The organism is Streptomyces coeruleoprunus (genome assembly GCF_039542925.1).
GTDB classification, from domain to species: Bacteria; Actinomycetota; Actinomycetes; order Streptomycetales; family Streptomycetaceae; genus Streptomyces; species Streptomyces coeruleoprunus.
Genome location: NZ_BAABIT010000001.1, coordinates 7,093,542 through 7,109,718 on the forward strand (window position 1 = coordinate 7,093,542; position 16,177 = coordinate 7,109,718).

Annotated in this window: 15 protein-coding genes and 2 pseudogenes; 9 read left to right on the forward strand and 8 right to left on the reverse strand. The window is 75.4% G+C overall.

From position 1 onward, the window contains the following. Nucleotides 1-21 precede the first annotated feature (21 nt). Nucleotides 22-1,377 carry an acyltransferase domain-containing protein gene (locus tag ABEB09_RS31760; RefSeq protein ID WP_345693364.1) on the forward strand — a complete coding sequence of 452 codons (1,356 nt, stop codon included), beginning with the start codon at nucleotides 22-24 and terminating at the stop codon, nucleotides 1,375-1,377. Between the two features lie 7 nt (nucleotides 1,378-1,384). On the opposite strand, the gene ABEB09_RS31765 is transcribed toward ABEB09_RS31760, so the two are convergent. The 3 genes from ABEB09_RS31765 to ABEB09_RS31775 form a co-directional block, all read right to left on the reverse strand. Beyond that, nucleotides 1,385-2,644, reverse strand: a complete 1,260-nt coding sequence (locus ABEB09_RS31765; RefSeq protein WP_345693365.1) for a cation:proton antiporter — start codon at nucleotides 2,642-2,644, stop codon at nucleotides 1,385-1,387. Between the two features lie 4 nt (nucleotides 2,645-2,648). Further along, the gene (locus ABEB09_RS31770) at nucleotides 2,649-3,119 is read right to left on the reverse strand and encodes a cation:proton antiporter regulatory subunit (protein ID WP_345693366.1); all 471 of its coding nucleotides are present in this window, start codon (nucleotides 3,117-3,119) and stop codon (nucleotides 2,649-2,651) included. 211 nt (nucleotides 3,120-3,330) lie between these two features. Next, nucleotides 3,331-3,813 carry a MarR family winged helix-turn-helix transcriptional regulator gene (locus tag ABEB09_RS31775; protein ID WP_345693367.1) on the reverse strand — a complete coding sequence of 161 codons (483 nt, stop codon included), beginning with the start codon at nucleotides 3,811-3,813 and terminating at the stop codon, nucleotides 3,331-3,333. A gap of 113 nt (nucleotides 3,814-3,926) precedes the next feature. On the opposite strand from ABEB09_RS31775, the gene ABEB09_RS31780 reads away from it, so the two are divergent. Continuing rightward, nucleotides 3,927-4,676, forward strand: coding sequence for a dienelactone hydrolase family protein (locus tag ABEB09_RS31780; RefSeq protein WP_345694154.1), 750 nt, complete (start codon nucleotides 3,927-3,929; stop codon nucleotides 4,674-4,676). Nucleotides 4,677-4,688: 12 nt separating this feature from the next. On the opposite strand, the gene ABEB09_RS31785 is transcribed toward ABEB09_RS31780, so the two are convergent. From ABEB09_RS31785 to ABEB09_RS31800, 4 genes and pseudogenes are all read right to left on the reverse strand, one after another. Beyond that, a complete protein-coding gene (locus ABEB09_RS31785; RefSeq protein WP_345693368.1) occupies nucleotides 4,689-5,570 on the reverse strand; it encodes an oxygenase MpaB family protein in 882 nt (293 codons plus the stop codon). Nucleotides 5,571-6,565: 995 nt separating this feature from the next. Continuing rightward, a complete protein-coding gene (locus ABEB09_RS31790) occupies nucleotides 6,566-7,585 on the reverse strand; it encodes an NAD(P)/FAD-dependent oxidoreductase (RefSeq protein ID WP_345693369.1) in 1,020 nt (339 codons plus the stop codon). 629 nt (nucleotides 7,586-8,214) lie between these two features. Next, nucleotides 8,215-8,718: pseudogene (locus tag ABEB09_RS31795) on the reverse strand (isoprenylcysteine carboxyl methyltransferase family protein); the annotation flags it as partial. Nucleotides 8,719-8,735: 17 nt separating this feature from the next. Continuing rightward, nucleotides 8,736-9,803 (reverse strand): type III polyketide synthase, encoded by a 1,068-nt coding sequence (locus tag ABEB09_RS31800; RefSeq protein WP_345693370.1) that lies wholly within the window; start codon nucleotides 9,801-9,803, stop codon nucleotides 8,736-8,738. A gap of 94 nt (nucleotides 9,804-9,897) precedes the next feature. Here ABEB09_RS31800 and ABEB09_RS31805 point away from each other — a divergent pair, with 94 nt between their 5' ends. From ABEB09_RS31805 to ABEB09_RS31815, 3 genes are all read left to right on the forward strand, one after another. Then, nucleotides 9,898-10,770 carry a UbiA family prenyltransferase gene (locus ABEB09_RS31805; protein ID WP_345693371.1) on the forward strand — a complete coding sequence of 291 codons (873 nt, stop codon included), beginning with the start codon at nucleotides 9,898-9,900 and terminating at the stop codon, nucleotides 10,768-10,770. A gap of 148 nt (nucleotides 10,771-10,918) precedes the next feature. Then, nucleotides 10,919-11,563 carry a DUF305 domain-containing protein gene (locus ABEB09_RS31810; RefSeq protein WP_345693372.1) on the forward strand — a complete coding sequence of 215 codons (645 nt, stop codon included), beginning with the start codon at nucleotides 10,919-10,921 and terminating at the stop codon, nucleotides 11,561-11,563. A gap of 89 nt (nucleotides 11,564-11,652) precedes the next feature. Next, the gene (locus ABEB09_RS31815; RefSeq protein ID WP_345693373.1) at nucleotides 11,653-12,561 is read left to right on the forward strand and encodes a TIGR03620 family F420-dependent LLM class oxidoreductase; all 909 of its coding nucleotides are present in this window, start codon (nucleotides 11,653-11,655) and stop codon (nucleotides 12,559-12,561) included. 16 nt (nucleotides 12,562-12,577) lie between these two features. On the opposite strand, the gene ABEB09_RS31820 is transcribed toward ABEB09_RS31815, so the two are convergent. Then, on the reverse strand, nucleotides 12,578-13,414 hold the full coding sequence (locus tag ABEB09_RS31820) for an SMI1/KNR4 family protein (RefSeq protein WP_345693374.1): 837 nt from the start codon (nucleotides 13,412-13,414) through the stop codon (nucleotides 12,578-12,580). Between the two features lie 154 nt (nucleotides 13,415-13,568). On the opposite strand from ABEB09_RS31820, the pseudogene ABEB09_RS31825 reads away from it, so the two are divergent. From ABEB09_RS31825 to ABEB09_RS31840, 4 genes and pseudogenes are all read left to right on the forward strand, one after another. Then, nucleotides 13,569-13,775, forward strand: a pseudogene (locus tag ABEB09_RS31825) (hypothetical protein); the annotation flags it as partial. 142 nt (nucleotides 13,776-13,917) lie between these two features. After that, on the forward strand, nucleotides 13,918-14,319 hold the full coding sequence (locus ABEB09_RS31830; protein ID WP_345693375.1) for a hypothetical protein: 402 nt from the start codon (nucleotides 13,918-13,920) through the stop codon (nucleotides 14,317-14,319). Between the two features lie 253 nt (nucleotides 14,320-14,572). Continuing rightward, nucleotides 14,573-15,409 (forward strand): hypothetical protein, encoded by an 837-nt coding sequence (locus ABEB09_RS31835; protein WP_345693376.1) that lies wholly within the window; start codon nucleotides 14,573-14,575, stop codon nucleotides 15,407-15,409. Next, nucleotides 15,406-16,083, forward strand: coding sequence for a class F sortase (locus ABEB09_RS31840; RefSeq protein WP_345693377.1), 678 nt, complete (start codon nucleotides 15,406-15,408; stop codon nucleotides 16,081-16,083). Before ABEB09_RS31835 ends, ABEB09_RS31840 begins: the two co-directional genes overlap by 4 nt. Nucleotides 16,084-16,177: the final 94 nt, after the last annotated feature.

The following is a 16,177-nucleotide window of genomic DNA, read 5'->3' on the forward strand; positions in this document are numbered from 1 at the left end:
CCGTCATCGCGGAGGTACCCGATGGACGACCCGCGACGCCGCACGCCGCCCGACGGTGTGCTGCCGTTGATGATCAGCGCCGGTACCGAGGACGCGCTGACGCACGCGATCCTGCGGAACGTACGGCACCTGGACGACGTCCGGTCCGACGAGTTCTACGACCTCGCCTACACGTCCTGCCTGCGCCGCGCGCCCCACCCGCACCGCGCGGTGGCGCTGGCCCACTGCCCCGCGGAGGCGGCACGGCAGTTCGCCGGCCTCGTCGGCGACGGCCACGAGCGCCCCGCCGGGGCGGCGGACGGGAAGGCGTGCGCCGCCGCCCGCGCCGAAGCGGTGCACACCGGTCACGTCGCGCTCGTCTTCAACGGCGACGGCTCCCAGTGGGCGGGCATGGGCGCCGACCTGTTCCAGGAGGAACCCGCCTTCCGCGGGGCCGTCGAGGACGTCGACCGCGAACTGGCCCCACTGGTGGGCTGGTCCGTCACCGACCGCCTCACCACGCCGCCCGGCCCGTGGCGCCTCGACGCCACGGACATCGCCCAGCCCCTGCTGTTCACCCTCCAGGTGGGGCTCGTGGCCCTCCTGCGCGACCGCGGGTTCCGGCCGCGCATGGTGCTGGGCCGCAGCCTGGGCGAGGTCGCCGCCGCCCACACCGCCGGCGCGCTCACCCTCACCCAGGCCGCGCACCTGGTCACGTCGATGAGCCGGGCCATGGCCGCGACCACGGGAAGCGGCAGGATGGCCGCCGTGGGGCTCCCGCACGCCGACGCACTCGCCGAACTCGCCGCGCTCGGCGGCCGCCTGGAGCTGGCCGGCATCAACAGCCCGCAGGACGTGTCCGTCGCCGGTGACCCGGCGGTACTCGACGAGTGGTGCGCGCGCCTGGAACAGCGGGGCGTCTTCCACCGCGGACTGGTCCTCGACTCCGCCTTCCACAGCTCCGCCATGGACCCGCAGCGCGCTGCCTTCCTGGCCGGCGAGCAGGGACTGACGCCGCACGAGGGCGACGTGCCGTTCTACTCGTCCGTGACCGGGGGCCGCCTGCGGGGGGACCGGCTGACGGGCGGCTACTGGTGGCAGAACATCCGCCGGCCGGTCCGGTTCGCCCACGCCGTCGACGCGGCGCTGAAGGACGGGGCGGACATCCTCCTCGAAGTGGGCCCCCACCCCGACCAGCGCGTCTACCTGCGCCGTATCGTCGCAGCCCGGCACTCCCGCCCGACCGTGGCGGTGCTGCCGACGGTCCTGCGGGACGGCGACGGGCCGGCGCTGATCGCCGCCGCGCACGCCGCCCTGCTGGCCTTCGGAGCCACCCCCGACTGGCGGTGCCACTTCCCCCGCCCGGGCAGGTCCGTCCGCCTCGCCACCGCTATCTGACGGAAAGTCACACGCGGTCGGACCCGCCCAGCGGCTCCAGGGACTCCTCCCGAGGAGCCGGCAGCCGGCCGTCCGGAGCCGCCGCCCCGGCCACCGAGCCCCGCGCACGGCGGCGCGCGGTGAGACGGCCGGCGACGGGCTCGGCGTAGCGGGCGGTGAGCGGCCCGACCATCACCAGGATCAGCACGTACGCCGTGGCCAGCGGCCCGAGGGACGGCTCGATGCCGGCCGTGACCGCGAGCCCGGCGATGACGATGGAGAACTCCCCGCGCGCCACCAGGGCGCCACCGGCGCGCCAGCGCCCCTTGGCGGAGATCCCGGCACGCCGGGCGGCCCAGTACCCCGTGGCGATCTTCGTGGCGGTCGTCACCACGGCGAGCGCGAGCGCCGGCAACAGCACCGGCGGGATGCTGGCCGGGTCCGTGTGGAGGCCGAAGAAGACGAAGAACACCGCGGCGAACAGATCGCGCAGCGGGCTGAGCAGATGGTGCGCCCCCTCGGCGACCTCGCCCGACAGCGCGATCCCCACCAGGAACGCCCCGACGGCGGCCGACACCTGCAGCTGCTGGGCGAGCCCCGCGACCAGCAGGGTCAGGCCGAGCACCACGAGCAGCAGCTTCTCCGGGTCGTCGCTGGACACCAACCGGGAGATGAGCCGCCCGTACCGCAGCGCGAGGAACAGCACCAGGCCCGCCAGGCCCAGCGCGATGGCCAGCGTGAGGCTGCCGGCCGCCAGGCCGACGCCGGCCAGCAGGGCCGTGATGATCGGCAGGTAGACGGCCATGGCCAGGTCTTCGAGGACCAGGATGCTCAGCACGACGGGCGTCTCGCGGTTGCCGAGGCGCCCGAGGTCGCCCAGCACCTTGGCGATGACGCCCGACGAGGAGATCCAGGTGACGCCGGCCAGCACGGCGGCGGCGACCGGCCCCCAGCCCAGCAGCAGCGCCATCGCCGCACCCGGCAGGGCGTTCAGCGCCGCGTCCACGAGCCCCGCCGGGTACTGCGTCCGGAGGTTCGTGACCAGGTCGGTAGCGGTGTACTCCAGGCCCAGCATCAACAGGAGCAGGATGACGCCGATCTCGGCGCCGATCGCCACGAACTCCTCGCTGGCGCCCAGCGGCAGCAGTCCACCCGTACCGAAGGCGAGTCCGGCCAGGAGGTAGAGGGGTATGGGGGAGAACTTCAGCCGTCCGGCGATCCGCCCGAGCAGCCCGAGGCCCAGGATGATCGCACCGAACTCGATCAGGAAGACCGCGGAGGAGTGCACGCGTTCACTCCCGGCCGAGTATCGCCGCGGCGGCGTCGACGCCCTCGCGCGTACCGATCACGATGAGCGTGTCCCCTCCGGCCAGCCGGAAGTCCGGCCCCGGCGCCGGGATGGCGTCCGCCCGCCGCAGCACCGCCACGATCGACGCTCCGGTCTCGGTGCGCAGACGCGTCTCGCCCAGCACGCGCCCGTTCCAGTGAGAGGCGGCAGGCAGCTCGATCCGCTCCGCGACCAGGCCCAGACCGGTCGTGGACAGCAGGTTGGGGCTGTGGTGGCACGGCATGAGCGCGTCGATCAGCGCCTCGGCCTCACCCGCCGTCAACTTCACCGAGAGCGCGCAGGCGTCGGGGTCGTCCGTACGGTACGCACTGAGGACCCGCCCGCCGTCGCGCTGCGCGACGACCGACAGACGACGGTGCTCGCGCGTGGTGAGGTCGTAGCGGACTCCGATGCCGGGCAGAGGCGTACTGCTCATACGCGGAGCGGGCACGGCGGATCTCCTTGGGGGTCGTCGCGGGTCGGGCGCGGTGTCACGCCGGGTCGGCGTGACACCCGGGCCCTCACCCTACGACGCCGTGCACCGGCCCCGGCCGGCCGCGCCCGTGCCCTGCGGTCGGGGCGGCCGCGCTCCGGGCGGGCGCGCCGTGCCCTGCGGTCGGGCGCCCGGGCTGCCGCTCACACCCGGGTCAGGAGGTCCCGGTGTGGTGGTCCAGCAAGCGGGTGAGCAACCGCACGAACTGGTCGCGTTCCGCCGCGCTCAGCGGGGCGAGCAGTTCGTCGTGCAGCTCGTCGAGGACCTTGTCGAGGAGGCGCAGCCGACGGCGGCCCTGGGCGGAGATCGTGATGATGTTGCGGCGCTGGTCGTCGGGGTCCGGTGTCCGCTCGACGAGCTGACGCTCGGCCAGTTCGTTGAGCACGCCGACCATGTCGCTGCGGTAGATGCCGGTGCGCCTGCTCAGGGTCGCCTGGCTGCCGGGCCCGAAATCCTGCAGCGAGGCGAGCACGGCGTAGTGCCACTTGCGGGCGTCGGCCTGGGCCAGCCCTTCGTTGATCAGCCGGTCCGACCGCGTGGACAGCTGCGACAGCAGTCGGCTCGCCCGCCCGCGCAGTCGGTCGGGCGTCCGGGGCGCGCCGTCGTCGGGCACGTCTGCGGCTTCGGCTCTGGTCATGGCGGCCATCCTACCCATTGCGTTAGTCCGGCTAATGATATACGTTCACCCGCGCCGACACTGTTAGTGCCACTAACGTTCGTCGGGGCGAACTCCAGGAAGGAAGATCCGCCATTCCCACTGAGACACTGCAGATTCCCACCCCTGACGGTCAGGCCGACGCCTTCGCCGCCTTCCCCGACGGCGGCGAGCGGCACCCCGGGGTGCTGCTGTACACCGACGCCTTCGGCGTGCGGCCCGAGCTGGAGAAGAGGGCCCGCGAACTGGCCGGGCACGGCTACTTCGTGCTCGTCCCCAACCTCTACTACCGGCACGGCCCGGCCCCGGTGGTCGAGCTCCCCGAGCACATCGGAGCGGAGATCCGGCCCGCGGTCGTCGGCCGGCTGATGCCCCTGCTCGAGGAGCACACCACCGAACGGATCCTGCGCGACGCCGACGCCTACCTCAGGTTCCTCACCACCCGGCCGCAGGTCCGCACCGGACCGGTCGCCGCGATCGGCTACTGCATAGGCGGCGCCCTGGCGATGCGCACCGCGACGGCCCACCCCGGCCAGGTGGCCGCCGTCGCCGGATTCCACCCCGGCTTCCTCGTCACCGACGCGCCCGACAGCCCGCACCGCCTCATCCCCGAGCTGACCGCCGAGGTCCACCTCGGCCTCTCCGGGAACGACATGCCGGCCGAGGCCCTCAGCGAACTCCACCGGGCCCTGGACGCCGCGGGTGTCACCTACACCTCCGAGATCTATCCCGGTACCGTCCACGGGTTCACCATGTCCGACACCGACGCTTTCAGCGCCTCCGGGCTGAAGCGCCACTGGGACCGCCTGCTCCCCCTCCTGGACCGCACCCTGGCCAAGAGCTGACCTCGTCCCCGGTCAGAGCGTGTCGCGGGTGGGCGGCGGAGGCGCGAGGGCCCAGCGGATCGTGCCGACCAGCGCACGGCCCGCCGTCCGCACGACCGTGTCCTCGACCCGCGGCAGGTACGGCAGGCCCAGGGGCTCACGCGCCCAGGGCGGGAGCAGGGACACCGCGGTCGCCGCCAGCACGGCGTACGGCCCCCGGGCCGGCCAGGGCAGCGGCGGACGGCGCAGCACGAACCGGGCGGCCTCGCGCGCCTCCCGCGTGGCGCGCAGCTCCGGGCGGTACGCGGCGAGGCGGGCCGCCAGCTCGGCCCGGTCGCGCGGCGGGTCGACCACGCCCAGCTCGCTCGCCACGCGCGCGGCGTCGGCGACGTACCCGTCGTACCCCTGGTCGTCCAGGGGGTGCGCGCCGTATCTCTGGTGGGCCGTCAGGAAGCTGTCGACCTCGGCGACGTGCACCCAGCCGAGGAGGTGCGGGTCGGCGGCGTGGTACGGCTCCCCGTCGGCCGTGTACCCGTGGACCCGGTCGTGCACCGCCCGCACCCGCTCCACCGCCCGCCGGGCGTCGTCGGCGGTGCCGTACGTCGTCACCGCCAGGAACGTGCTGGTGCGCTGGAGGCGCCCCCATGGGTCGCCCCGGTAGTCGGAGTGGCCCGCCACGGCCGCCATCGCGAGCGGGTGCAGGGACTGGAGCAGCAGGGCCCGGAGCCCGCCCACGAACATCGACGCGTCGCCGTGGACGGTACGGATGGGACGGTCGGGGCCGAACCAGCGAGGGCCGGGCGTCCCGTGGATCCGGGCGCGGTTGACCGGTCCCTCCGGGCCCGCGACCCGGACGAACACGGCGTGGCCGAGCCTCTCCCGCAGCCCGGTGAGCCCCGGCGCGGACACGTTCACGCGTCAAGTATCCGCCGCTCGTGCGGTGCGCCGCCGCGGGCGCCCCGCACGGCGGCCGGAGCCCCTGCCAGAGCCTCGCCCGGCCGGTCCCGGGGACGGGGGCTCGCCGGCCGCTCGCGGGGCCAGGGGGGTCGCCGGCCGGTCCCGGCCGGGGGGCTCGCCCGGCCGGTTCAGGGGCCTGGGCCTCGCCCCTCCGGTTCCGGGGCCAGGGGGGGCTCGCCCGTGCGGTCCCGGGGCCTGGGCTTTGCCCGGCCGGTCCCGGGGCCAGGGGGCTCGCCCGGCCGGTTCCGGGGCCTGGGCCTTGCCCGTTCGCTTCCGGGGCCACGGGGCCTCGCCCTGCTGGTGGGGCTTTGGGCTCGCCCGTCACGGGAGACAGGGACAGCGGTCGTCACCGCAGGCAGGGACAGCCGTCGTCACAGGAGGGCGAGTACGGCCGCCGCTCGGTACGCGGCATGCGGCGGCTGCCCACTGGGAGGCACGCGCGGCGGCTGCCCACTGCGAGCGCGTGGCCGCCGCTCGCTGCGGGGTACAAGGCAGCTGCTCACGGCGGGCTGTCCGGTCGCCGCTCATTGCGAGGCGCGTGGCTGTCATCCACCGGGAGGCGCGTGGCCGCCGCTCGCTGCGGGCCGTACGGCCGCTGCCCACTGCGGGGTGCATGGCATTTGCTCACGGCGGGCTGTCCGGTCGCCGCTCATTGCGAGGCGCGTGGCTGTCATCCACCGGGAGGCGCGTGGCCGCCGCTCGCTGCGGGCCGTACGCCCGCTGCCCACTGCGGGGTGCATGGCATCTGCTCACAGCGGGTTGTCCGGTCGCCGCTCATTGCGAGGCGCGTGGCTGCCGTCCACTGCGAGGCGCGGGGCTGCAGCCAACTGCGGGACAAGCGCGGCAGCTGCCCGTTGCGAGGCGCGTGGCCGCCGCTCACTGCAGGGCCGTACGGCCGCCGCCCACCGCAGGGCTGCATGGCCGCCGCCCATCGCGTGGCTGCACGGCGCCGCTCACTGCAGGGCCCGCACCGCCGCCGTGAAGACCGCCGGCATACGGGCCGCGGCCGGCACGATCAGCCGGGCGGTCTCGCGGCGGCAGCTCAGCCGCACCAGCGCCTCCGTCAGCAGCCGCTGCCGACGGGACAGCCGCCACCAGGCCCGCTCGTACGCCTGCGGCCGCCCTGCCCGAAGGCACCGCACCGCCGCCTCCGCCGACGCCAGCGCGAGCGCGATCCCCTCGCCGGTGAGCGCGTCGACGTAACCCGCGGCGTCGCCCACCAGCAGGACCCGTCCCGCCACCCGGCTCCGCACCCGCTGCCGCAGCGGCCCGGCGCCGCGCACCCCGTTCACGGCCGGGGCCTCGCGCAGGCACGCCGCCAGCTCGGGGAAGCCGTCCAGGTACGTGTCGTAGCCGCGCCGCGCCGTGCTCAGCACGGCCACGCCGACGAGGTCGTCCGCGACCGGTGTCACATACGCCTCGCCCGCACGCGACCAGTGCACCTCGACGTAGTCGGACCACGGCGGTACGCGGTAGTGGCGCCGCAGCCCGTAGCGCCGGGGCCCGCGGCCGGGCGGCAGGTCCAGGCCCAGCGCACGGCGCACGGGGGAGTGCAGGCCGTCCGCCGCGACGAGCCAGCGGGCCCGCAGCCCCGCGGCGCTCACGCCGTCCGGGCCCTGCCGCACCTCGCCGACCCGGCCGGGCACGATCCGCACGCCCAGCTCGCCGGCCCGGCGCGCCAGCGCCGCGCTCAGCTCCGTGCGGCGCACCCCGAGCCCGGTGCCGTCGCGGAACGCGGCCTGCACCCGGTGCTCGCCGTCCACGTACCGGATGCCGCGCAGGTCGTGGCCGGCCGGGCGGACGCCCAGCGCGCACAGCGACCGCACGCCGCCCGGCATGACGCCCTCGCCGCACGCCTTGTCCACCGGGGTGGGACGTGGCTCCACCACGACGGCCTCCAGCCCGGCCAGCGTGGCGTGAATGGCCACCGCCAGCCCGGCGGGCCCACCGCCCGCCACCAACAGGTCGATCACCGCGGCAGCCCCGGCACGAAGCCCCGCCCGGGGGCGGCGGGCCCGCCGCCCCCAGCCGCCGCCCCCGCGCCGGTGGCCTGCGCCTCGGCGGTCGTGACCGGCCCGGCCGCGTGCAGGTCAGTGGCCGTCGTCGGGGCTGCCGGGTCCATGCCCGCGACTGTCGCCGGCCCGGCCCCCTCCATGCCTCGGGACGTCGCCGGTCCGGGCGCCTCCGTGCCGCTGGCCGCCGAAAGGGCTGCCGCCTCCACGTTGGTGGCCGTCGATGGGGCAGCCGCCTCCGAGCCCGTGACTGTCGTCGGCCCGGGCCCCTCGATGCCTCGGGCCGTTGCCGGGCCGGGCGCCTCCATGCCGGTGGCCGCCCCCGCGCCGGTGGCCCGCACCTCGGCGGTCGTCGCCGGGTCGGTCGCGTGCAGGTCAGTGGCCGTCGTCGGGGCAGCCACCTCCGGGCCGGTGACTGTCGTCGGCCCGGCCGCGTGCAGGTCAGCGACCGTCGTCGGGCCCGCCGCCTCCATGCCGGTGGCCGTTGAGAGGCCCGGTGCCTCCACGCCCGCGGTCGTCGCCGGGCCTGCCTCCACGCCTGTGGCCGTCGTCGGGCCCGCCCCCGCGCCTGCGGTCGTCGCCGGGTTCGCCGCCCGCGCCAGGGCGGACTCCTCGCAGCGGATCCGTGTCGTCAGCAGCACGGCGTTGGCCAGCGTGAACAGCGTCGCGGTCAGCCACGCGCCGTGGACGAGCGGCAGCGCGATGCCCTCGGCCACCACCGCCACGTAGTTCGGGTGGCGCAGCCACCGGTACGGCCCGCCCGTCACCAGTGGCAGGCCCGGGACCACCAGGACGCGTGTGTTCCAGCGCGGCCCCAGCGTCCTGACGCACCACCAGCGCAGGCCCTGCGCCGCGACGACCACGGCCGCCATGGCCCAGCCGAGCACCGGGTGGAACGGCCGCGGCGCCAGCAACACCTCGGCGAGGCAGCCGGCCAGGAGACCCGTGTGCAGGGTCACCATCACGGGGTAGTGCCGCCGCCCGTACTCCACGGCGCCGCGCGCCACGCTCCAGCGCGCGTTGCGGCGGGCCACCACGAGTTCCGCGACGCGCTCGGCGCCGGTCGCCAGCACCAGCAGGGCGTACCAGATCATGTCGTGCTCTCCGCTTCCTACCAGCGCAACAGAACGAGTTCGGTGCAGAAACCCGGGCCCATCGCGAGCAGCAGACCCGGCGTGCCCGCGGGCGGTCTGCGCCCCGAGGCCAGGGTGTCGCGCAGGACGTGCAGCACGGACGCCGACGACAGGTTGCCGACCTCCGCCAGCGAGCGGCGGCTCACGTCGAGGGCACCGTCCGGCAGTTCCAGCGCCTCCGCGACCGCGTCCAGCACCTTCGGCCCGCCCGCGTGGGTCACCCACGCCGTCACGTCCCGCCGGTCCAGACCGTGGTCGGAGAGGAAGCCGTCGACGTCGTCGGCGAGGTTCTTGCGCACCACGTCCGGCACGGAGGGATCCAGGACGACACGGAAACCCGACCCGGTGATGTCCCAGCCCAGCAGCCTCTCGGTGTCCGGGTACAGACGGCTGCGGCTCGCCACCACGGTCGGGCCGTCCGCCGCCCCCGCCGTACGCCGCCGGGCACCGCAGGCGACGACGGCGGCGGCGCCGTCCCCGAACAGCGCCGTCGCGATCAGATTGGCCGCGGACGCGTCCGTACGCTGGAACGTCAGCGAGCACAGCTCCACGGCGAGCAGTACCGCGACCCGGTCCGGCCAGCCGTGCAGACAGTCGTGCAGCCGGGCGACGCCCGCCGCGCCGGCGACGCACCCCAGGCCGAACACCGGCAGCCGTCGCACGTCCGGCCGCAGACCGAGCCGCCCCACGAGCCGGGCGTCCACGGAGGGCGCGGCGATGCCCGTCACCGAGGTGAACAGCAGAAGGTCGACGTCCCGCGGCGACAGCCCCGCCTCCCGCAGCGCCCCGGCCACCGCCTGGGCGCCGAGGTCCACGGCCCCCGCGATGAACGCGTCGTTGACCGCCCCGAAGTCGCGCAGCTCCTCGTACCGGTCGAGGGGCAGCGCCGTATGGCGGGTGCGCACCTGCGCCCCGGCGTGCAGGCGGTCGAGGACACGCCGGTCGGCCCCGGCGGGCAGACACGAACGGGCCACCATGTCGGTGATGTCGCTCTGGGCGTGCCGGTGCGGTGCCGGGACTCCGTGAACGGCTGCGATCCGGGTCATGAAGCTCCCTGGTGCGGACGGCGTGACGCCATGTGTGCCCGGGAGCGGCGCGGCCGTACCACGTGATCGCCCGCCTGGCGCCTACGATCGCCGCGTGGACGCCACGCACACGCAGGACGTCGGCGCCGCCGCAGGTCGGCGACGACCGCCGCCGGTGACGGGGCTGCTGATGGCCTGTCATCCCGTTCCCGCGGCCGCCGTCACCCTGCTGACGACGGCCCTGGCCGCGTCGGCGGGGCAGGACGCCCGCACCTGTCTCCTGATCGCCGCCACGGTGCTGGCGGGGCAGCTCTCGGTGGGCTGGTGCAACGACGCCGTGGACGCCGTACGCGACCGCGCGGTCGGCCGCCACGACAAACCGGTGGCGTCCGGCGCGGTCGGCGCCCCGGCCGTACGGGCGGCGAGCCTCGTGGCCCTGGCGCTGACCGTGCCGCTGTCCCTGGCCTGCGGCGCGCTCGCCGGGAGCGTCCACCTCGTCGCCGTCGCCGCCGCGTGGGCCTACAACCTCGGCGTGAAGGCGACGGCACTGTCCTGGCTGCCGTACGCCGTGGCGTTCGCCGCCCTGCCGGCCTTCGTGGCGCTCGGCCTGCCCGGCAGCCCGTGGCCCGCCTGGTGGGCCGTCGCCGCCGGGGCGCTGCTGGGCGTGGGCGCCCATCTCGGCAACGTCCTGCCGGACATCGCGGCCGACCTGGAAACGGGGGTGCGGGGCTGGCCCCAGCGGCTGGGCCCGGCGAAGGCGCGCCTGCTGATGCCGCTCCCGCTGCTCCTGGCCTCCCTGCTGCTGGCGCTCGCGGGGCCGGAGCCGCTGGGCGTCGCGGGCGCGGTGGCGCTCGCGGCGGTGGGGGCCACCACGCCGGTGGTCGTCGTCGTGGGCCGCCGCCACCCGCGGGTGCCGTTCCTCGCGTCGATCGCCGTGGCGGGCGTCGACGTGGCGCTGCTGGTGTGGCGGGGCGCGGCGCTCGGCTGACGGGGCGGACCGGGCCGCGACGGGCGTCCCCCGTCCGCGGCGTCCGGACGGCGCGTCCGCCCGGCGCGTGCCTACGCTGACCGCGGACCGGCGTCGCACGGCGGAAAGCGGGCCGTGCCGCCGCAGCACGGATCGGAGAGGCCTCGTCATGACCGGACCACATGCCCCCACGACGCGGCGCCGTGCCGCACTGCTCCTCGCCTCGGGCATGGCCGCGCTGGCCCTGACCGCGTGCGGCGACGACGGGGGATACGGCGGTACGGGGACCCCGTCGCCCGGTGCCACGACATCCGCCGCGCCCGCCGCCGGCCGGCACAACGACGCCGACGTGGCCTTCGCCCAGGACATGATCGTCCACCACCGGCAGGCCGTCACCATGTCCGGCATGGCCGAGGGCCGGGGCGCCTCGCCGGCCGTACAGGACCTCGCCCGGAAGATCGAGAAGGCCCAGGCCCCCGAGATCGCGACCATGTCCGGCTGGCTGAAGGCCTGGGGCGAGGAGGTGCCCGAGGGGACGGACATGGAGCACGGGCACGACATGGACGCCTCGCCCATGCCCGGCATGATGGACGAGGACCGGATGGACGCCCTGCGACGCGCCTCCGGCAAGGCCTTCGACACCATGTTCCTGACGATGATGATCGAGCACCACAAGGGCGCGGTGGCCATGGCCGGTACGGAGAAGAAGGACGGCGTCAACGAGCAGGCCAAGCAGCTCGCCGACCGGATCACCACCACCCAGAACGCCGAGATCGCCCAGATGGAGAAGATGCTCGGCAAGGGACGCACCTGAGCCGGTCCGAGCGCACCTCCGACCTCGACGCTCTGGCGGTGGCGGTGGCCACCCGGATAAGAAGGGCGGCACCGACATCAGGAGGGCCCATGGAACTCGGCAAGTTCGGGATCTGGAGCCTGGCGTTCACCCACGGCGACCCCTGCGAGGCCGCGGACGCCGCGGCGGAGGCCGAGGAACTCGGGTTCGGGACGCTGTGGCTGGGCGGTGACCCCGGCGGCAATCCGCGGGGCGACCTGCTGCGCGCGGCCGGGGTGCTGGACGCGACGCGTCGTGTCACCGTGGCCACCGCCTGCGTCTCCATCTGGGACCGGCCCGCGGACCGGCTGGCCGGCGCGTACGGCGCACTGCCGGCACATCAACGGGAGCGGCTGGTGGTCGGCCTGGGCGTCAGCCACGCCGAAGTGGTCGGCACGTACCGGCGCCCCTACACCGCCATGGCCGGCTACCTGGACGCCCTGGACTCGGCGGCCGTCGCGCTGCCGCCCTCCGCCCGGCTGGTCGGGGCGCACGGGCCCCGGATGACCAGGCTGGCGGCCCGCCGGACCCTTGGTGTCCACCCGTACCTGGTCGACACCGAGCACGTGACCAGGACCAGGGAACTCCTGGGGCCGGGACCGGTGCTCGCCCTGGAGCAGACCGTCGTCCTGCACGCCGACGCGGCAACGGCACGCGCCCGGGCCCGGGACACGCTCGCCCCCTACTTGCCGTTGGCCAACTACCGGTCCGCATGGCTGCGTTCCGGGTTCACCGAGGACGACCTGACCGGCGGAGGAAGCGACCGACTCGTCGACGCGCTCTTCCTCCGGGGAAAGCCCGAGGACGTGGCGGCAGGGCTCGCCGAACGGCACAAGGCCGGCGCCGACCACATCGCCGTGCAGGTCGCCACCGACGCGCGCGGCACGTTCGCCCGCAGCGGCTGGCGCGAACTCGCGGCCGTCCTCCGGGAGGTCGTGTCCGACGGGCCGGGCACCCGGAACCCGTCGCACACGGCCTAGAGTCCGCCGCCGCGGTTCAGGAGTTCAGGCGCTCCAGAGCGCGTTCGGCCACGTCGTCGGGTCCGTGGGCCGGGGTCAGGTCCCCGTGCAAGGTGAGCACCGAACGCACCGCGGTCACCAGGTCCACCAGAAGGTCGTCGGACGCTGCCCAGAAGTACACGGTCCAGGTGCCACCGTCGGTGTGCGGAGAAAGAAGGAGCACACGCTGGTCGTCGCCGGCGTCGGTGCCGGCGAACCGGCGCCATACCTGGGCCGGCCCGGGCGAGGGGCTGTCCGTGGTCGTCGACGGTCGTTCCCGCAGTCGTCGGGCCAGGACCTCCAGGTCGGCTGCCGTCACCTCCTTCAGGCCGCCCTTGAGCGTGCCGGAGCCGCGCAGCAGCGGGAGGTCCCACACGCGCGTGTGGACCCACTCGGAGAAACGCGACGCGTGGGGCTGCCAGGTGTCCGGCTGTACGCCGTCCCAGGAGAGCACCACGGGCGGGTCGTCGGAGCCGTCCAGCCGCACCGCCAGACAGTAGACGCCCTGGTTCTCCTCCAGGAAGGGCAGCAGGCCCATGGCCACGGGATCGAAGTGGCGCTCCTCCTGCTCGTCCAGGTCTTCGGGCCACTCGTCGTCGTCACCGGGCCAGTAGTAGGTCGCCGAGCCGCCCAGTTCGTCGACCGCATAGACGTGGTCCCCGTTGTCCGACGGCTCCAGGATCGTCCGGGCCTCCGCGAGGGAGTACCACTCGCGCACCGCGGCCGGAAGCGCGCGCCCGTGCTCGGTCTCGAACGCCTTCAGGCGTTCGACAGCTGCGCCCGAGTGCTGCGCGGAGGCGCTGACCAGGGCCAGGGCAGCGGCCAAGTAGGCCATATCCACCACCTGTTCGTTCGTGGACGCGGGCGGAAGTCTCCGCCGGCGGGCCCATACTAGAGTTCGACTCGAACGGGCTCGCCGGCCTGATGCCTCCGCCCTGGCCGGCCCCCCGGCGGAGGCAACGTTCCCCGTCCCGGCGGCGACTCGGTGGTCGCTCTGGCTCATGAAGGGCTTCCGCGGCGGCGCGGGCGGCGACTGGGGGCAGCGCATCGGCAGTGAGTACATGGTCGGTGCGCGGACCCCCACGGGCGTCGGCGGCTTCCTCATGCGGGCCGGAACGGCGGACCGCGTCACGGAGTTCGACGCGTGGATGTACCGCGACTTCTGGCGCCGTCTGAAGGGCCGGTACGGGCTGTAGGCGCGGCCCCGGCCGGTGTCCCGCGCGACTCCGGCACGGCCTGTTCTGAACATGGCGCTCCTGTCGTGCGTACTAGCGGCTACCCGCGCCCGCCGGCGGCCGGGCGCGGGGACACCCCTCTGCGTCGATGACAGGAGCGGACATGACCGATCGCAAGGAACCCATGGTGCGAGGCCTCCCCGAGGGCGGGGCGGAACTCGCCGTCGTGCTCAGCCTGCGCTGGGACGACGTGGCCGCCCTCGGCCGTGAGGCCAGCAGGCTGGCCGAGCAGCGCGGCGGCCCCGTGACCCTGGACGAGGCGGCCAGCCACCGCCTCCGTACCTGGTCGTCCGTGGCCAACGGGCCCGAGGCGAACGGCCGTACGACGCACACCGGGCCGGCGGCGGCCGCACTCGGCGCCGCCGGCCCCGACCGGGCGACCCGGCCCCGCCCCCACACCGGGCACCTCGGCGAGGCCGCGCCCGTCGCCTCCATCTCGCCGCACCCCGCGCAGCGCGCCCAGCCCCCGGCCCCCGCACCGGCGGCAGGCACCGGCACGGCCTGAGCCGCTGCGCGTACCCCCAGCATCCCCGCGCACCCAGGCATCCGCGCGACCTCAAGCCTCCGCGCGTACCCCCAACTCCGGCGCGTAGCCCCCAGCCTCCGGCGTACGCGGCCACCGCGCGTACCCGCGCCACCCCGCGTCCCCGAGCCAACCCCCCACCCCCACACCGCGGCGCGTACCCGACGTGCCGTCCGTACGAACAGCGGCCGCCGTCCCCCTCATCCCGGCGGCCGCCGGAAGGGAACCCACGATCGTGACAGCTCAGCGCACCACACGCCTCGCCGTACTCCTCGCCCTGCCCGCCGCCCTCGCCCTCACGGCGGCCACCGCTTCCCCCGCGGCCGCCGAGGCGACGGCCTTCCAGATCGACCTCGACCCGCTGAACGACTCCGGCGCCAACGGCACGGTCATGCTCAGCCTCGACGGCACCCGGCTCACCGTGAAGATCGAGTCCGAAGGGCTCACACCGGGCCAGCCGCACGCGCAGCACATCCACGGCTCGACGGACGGCCACGACTTCCGCTGCCCGGACGCGAGTGCGGACAAGGACGGCGACGGCATCGTCACCACCAGTGAGGGCCTGCCCGTCTACGGCGCGATCAACATCTCGCTCACCACCGAGGGCGACACCTCCGCCGACAGTGGCCTCGCCGTCGACCGCATGCCGGTCGCCGACGCGGACGGCAGGCTCTCCTACGAGCGCACGATCACCGTCTCGCAGGACGTCGCCGACCACATCAAGGACCTGCACGTCGTGCAGCACGGCCTCGACCGCAACGGCGACGGCCAGTACGACTTCGGCGCGGGCAAGAGCGACCTCGACCCGAAGCTCCCGCAGGAGGCCACCGCCCCGGCGGTCTGCGGCCTGGTGGAGGGCGCGGCCGTCGGCTCGATCCCCGTCGGCGGCGTCGAGACGGGCGGCGGCTCCGCCGAGGGCGGCGGCGTCACGGGCCTGCTGGTGGGCGCGGGCGGCGTGGGGTTCGTGGCGGGCGCCGGCGTCCTCGCCCTGCGGCGGGGCCGGTGGACCGCGACCACGGCCGGGCCGCTCCCCGGGGGCCCCGGCGAGCCGACGGACCGGAGCGCCGCGTGACCCTTCGCGATACGTACGGCAGGGTGGCCGCGGCCTGCGCGACGGCGGCGCTGCTGCTGGTCACCGGGTGCGCGGGTACGCAAGGACAGGCCCCGCGGTCGGCCCCGGCGGCCCAGCGGCAGGACCAGCAGCCGGCCCACGGCGGCTCCGCCCACGGCCGGGGCCCGTCGGGGGCGGCGTCCCCGGGGCAGGCCGCGGAGGGTGCCGGCGCACGGGAGCTGGCGAGGGCGGCCCCCCGCGAGATCTCCATCCCGTCGATCGCCGTGTCCTCCACGCTGGAGGACCTGGGGCAGCAGAAGGACGGCACCATGGAGACGCCGCGCGACCCCGACAAGGCCGGCTGGTACGTGCCGGGGCCGGCGCCCGGCTCCCGCGGGCCGGCCGTCATCGCCGGTCACGTCAGCTGGAACGGCGCGCCCTCGGTGTTCCACCGGCTGTCCTCGCTGAAGCCCGGCGACAGGATCGACGTCGCCCGCGAGGACGGCAGCACCGCGGAGTTCACCGTCGACCGCGTCGGCCAGTACGCGAAGAACCGCTTCCCCACCGTCGAGGTGTACAAGAACATCGACCATGCCGGACTCCGGCTGATCACCTGCGGCGGCCGGTACGACCCGTCGAAGCGCTACTACGCGGACAACGTGGTGGTGTTCGCCCGCCTCACGGGCAGCCGCTGAACACCTCGCCCGCAGTCGGCAGGGGCCCGGGGGCGGCATCCGTACGCGGATGCCGCCCCCGGGCGTGGTGCCGCGCCCCGTCCGGGCGAGCCGG

Excerpts from the sequence above, each read along its gene's own strand:
- ABEB09_RS31760 (WP_345693364.1), top strand. The coding sequence starts at position 22 with ATGGACGACCCGCGACGCCGCACGCCGCCCGACGGTGTGCTGCCGTTG.
- ABEB09_RS31770 (WP_345693366.1), bottom strand. The coding sequence starts at position 3,119 with ATGAGCAGTACGCCTCTGCCCGGCATCGGAGTCCGCTACGACCTCACC.
- ABEB09_RS31775 (WP_345693367.1), bottom strand. The coding sequence starts at position 3,813 with ATGACCAGAGCCGAAGCCGCAGACGTGCCCGACGACGGCGCGCCCCGG.
- ABEB09_RS31800 (WP_345693370.1), bottom strand. The coding sequence starts at position 9,803 with ATGACCCGGATCGCAGCCGTTCACGGAGTCCCGGCACCGCACCGGCAC.
- ABEB09_RS31810 (WP_345693372.1), top strand. The coding sequence starts at position 10,919 with ATGACCGGACCACATGCCCCCACGACGCGGCGCCGTGCCGCACTGCTC.
- ABEB09_RS31815 (WP_345693373.1), top strand. The coding sequence starts at position 11,653 with ATGGAACTCGGCAAGTTCGGGATCTGGAGCCTGGCGTTCACCCACGGC.
- ABEB09_RS31820 (WP_345693374.1), bottom strand. The coding sequence starts at position 13,414 with ATGGCCTACTTGGCCGCTGCCCTGGCCCTGGTCAGCGCCTCCGCGCAG.
- ABEB09_RS31830 (WP_345693375.1), top strand. The coding sequence starts at position 13,918 with ATGACCGATCGCAAGGAACCCATGGTGCGAGGCCTCCCCGAGGGCGGG.